This window comes from Klebsiella sp. HMSC16A12, from assembly GCF_001808265.1.
In the GTDB taxonomy this organism is placed as follows: domain Bacteria; phylum Pseudomonadota; class Gammaproteobacteria; order Enterobacterales; family Enterobacteriaceae; genus Klebsiella; species Klebsiella pneumoniae.
Map to the genome: position 1 here is coordinate 1 of NZ_KV792526.1, position 2,419 is coordinate 2,419.

Sequence of the window (2,419 nt, forward strand, 5' to 3'; positions counted from 1 at the left end):
TATCCGGTAACGGGTATCCCTACCGCGACATTATTTTGCGGAGGCCGTTTTTTTTCAAGTCATCTTGTTGCCGTTGTCTGTAACCATTTGCTGTTCCTGCAAAAACAGGGAAATTTCAGAAGGATCACTGCCAGTCCGGAGAATCGTTATCTAATAAAATGTAATATACTGAAGTACAGTGCATTTATTCTGAGTGGAGTGATTATGAATACGGGTTTAAGGCAGGTTCTGCGATATGCAGGCGTCCCGGTTGACGCCGCTGAACCGGTGCGCCGGCAATTCGGTAGCCGCCTGATTTTAATCGTGACGGTTGCTCTTCTTCCGCTGTTGATTGTTGACGTCCCTCAGTGGCTATTTGTGCTCTCTCAGATTATCTGGGGAAGCGGTATGTACATTGGTATCTCCGTGGCCAGTGATAAACCAGATCGCCGATAAGCTCAGAACGAGAGGTCTCCCGGGCCGCCTGGTGACAGGCAACTGATAAACTGGCGCCATGCCATCAACACCGGATAAGGACGTCGCCGGCTTGTCGTTGCCGCCGGCTCCGCTTTGTCCGGCCCCCTCCCTCCGGTCTGCGGCCTTTATACGCAGCCATCGCGTCGCGATGCCAGCCTCCGCTTTTCTCCCTGCGCTCGTAAACCGCGACAGGGGACCTCCATCGCTTCGGGTAGTGCCGTGCCTTCACTTTAGCCCGGCCGCTGCAGATGCAAGGGTTCGCTGACGCCGCCATCCTCGCCCGGTCGCAGTTTTTTTATGATGCTCGCCGTTCTTCCCGTCGTTTTCTCGCTCAGGTTTCGCTCGAAAACCGTCCAGACCAGCTTCGTGCTTTATCTGCGCTGCGGCCTCCGGTGTCGCCCCTGCATCTTCCGCTTTCCGCCGGGCTGTCGTGTCGGCACGGCACAACCCGGTGCCGCAATCTTATGAACCTGTGGAGGTTGCTATGTATCATGCCCGTCAAACCATGCTGAATGTAGAGGAGTCCGACCGTCTCTCGTTCCTGCCGGATCTGTTTGGTAACGATTTTCTGGCCGGAGAGATGCAGGTCTATGCGCTCGCTGAGAAACACATCACCGATTACTGCGGAGGCTTCTGGCATTTCATCCGTATTCCGGAGGGCGGCGGCTACATGATGCCTGACGGTGACCGTTTCCATCTGACTAACCCGGATAACTGGTTTGATCGGTCCGTCAGCGCGGATGCGGCCGGAGTTATCATTACGGCGCTGGCGATCAACCGCCGTATCTGGCTGCACCATGAACGCGGTGATGCTGCCCTGACACGCCACCTGATGCTGCGGGAATCGCAGCTGTGGAATTTCATTGACTCTCATGACGAATGCGCTGCTATTTACGCGGCTCTGGACTGATACTACATCGGGGCGCCCGACGCCCCGTTTAAGGTCTGAGACGGCACGATCTGTGGGGAGCTTACCCGGCTTCGCAGATCGGTGCGGCCGCGCGAAAATCCTGGCAGGCTTCGCCTGCCGGTGAGGCGGTTCGCCACGCCTGCGGCGCTGCGTACAGGCCTCACCTCAACAGGTCGCCAGTTAAGGATTAAGAGCGTAATATCTGCGTACCTTTTCTTCTTTTGCGGAATTTGCGTATGTCGCAGTGGAATATTGCCTCTTTTTCAAAAGAGGAGCAGGACAAAGTTGCCGTCGATAAGGTGGCCGCTGCTGTCGCCTGGCAGGAAAGGATGAGCAAGCCCGTCGTGCCGGAACTTGTTGAACGGGAACAGCCTGAGCACCTGCGCGAGTATTTCCGTGAACGGCTCCGCGTACATCGGCTGAACAGTCAGCAGTTGCCGCGCGCAAATGCGCCTGAATATAATAAACCGGGCGAGGATCAGCAGAATTGATTTTCTTACTCAGTGTGTCCAGGGAGGGTAATCTGTGCGTATGTCTCTGATGTTTGCTGCCGTGACGCTTTTAACCGGTATTAACCTGTTTTTTATTCCGTTTCAGCCTGTTCCGGCTCTGTGGGGGGCTATCCTGGCCGTTGCTTTTGTTCTGATTAATGTCGTGGCGGATAAGCTGCGCCTCTGGAGTGGTATTGCGTGGATTATCGTTGCCGGCATCATCATAACGCTGATGCTGAAGGGGAAAGAGCCGGGTGACGAATTTCGTGTTCTGATCACCGTTTTCGCTTTCCTGGCTTCAATCTGGTATAGCGTTGCGCAGTTCAGGAAGGAAAATAAGCTCCGTTCCTGACGCCCCGTCTGGTATGCCGCCGGTTTATCATGGCTACTTTCCGGCGGCATGAAAAACATATTCTCTCCAGCCTGCATCCTTACGTTTCCGGTTTGATCCCTGCTGTCTGTCTGCTTTCTCTTCTTCTTCCTGCTGTGATGTCTCTTTTTAACCCTTAAAGGCTTTAAAAGCACATCCGCACTGGACACCTTCGGCTCCCGGCCAGCTGCG

General features: G+C 54.8%; 4 protein-coding genes. All 4 read left to right on the forward strand.

All coding sequences use genetic code 11. The annotated features are described in order from the left end of the window. The first annotated feature begins 204 nt into the window (after nt 1-204). The 4 genes from HMPREF3140_RS01540 to HMPREF3140_RS01555 all read left to right on the forward strand — a co-directional run bounded on the left by HMPREF3140_RS01540 (nt 205) and on the right by HMPREF3140_RS01555 (nt 2,209). Nucleotides 205-435: a hypothetical protein gene (locus HMPREF3140_RS01540; RefSeq protein WP_004118481.1), complete on the forward strand. Its 231-nt coding sequence runs from the start codon at nt 205-207 to the stop codon at nt 433-435. Nucleotides 436-940: 505 nt separating this feature from the next. Next, nucleotides 941-1,366, forward strand: a complete 426-nt coding sequence (locus tag HMPREF3140_RS01545; protein WP_004118478.1) for an antirestriction protein — start codon at nt 941-943, stop codon at nt 1,364-1,366. Nucleotides 1,367-1,602: 236 nt separating this feature from the next. Beyond that, on the forward strand, nt 1,603-1,857 hold the full coding sequence (locus HMPREF3140_RS01550; protein WP_023320090.1) for a DNA polymerase III subunit theta: 255 nt from the start codon (nt 1,603-1,605) through the stop codon (nt 1,855-1,857). A gap of 34 nt (nt 1,858-1,891) precedes the next feature. Continuing rightward, complete coding sequence (locus HMPREF3140_RS01555; RefSeq protein ID WP_004118473.1) at nt 1,892-2,209, forward strand: hypothetical protein; 318 nt, start codon at nt 1,892-1,894, stop codon at nt 2,207-2,209. Nucleotides 2,210-2,419: the final 210 nt, after the last annotated feature.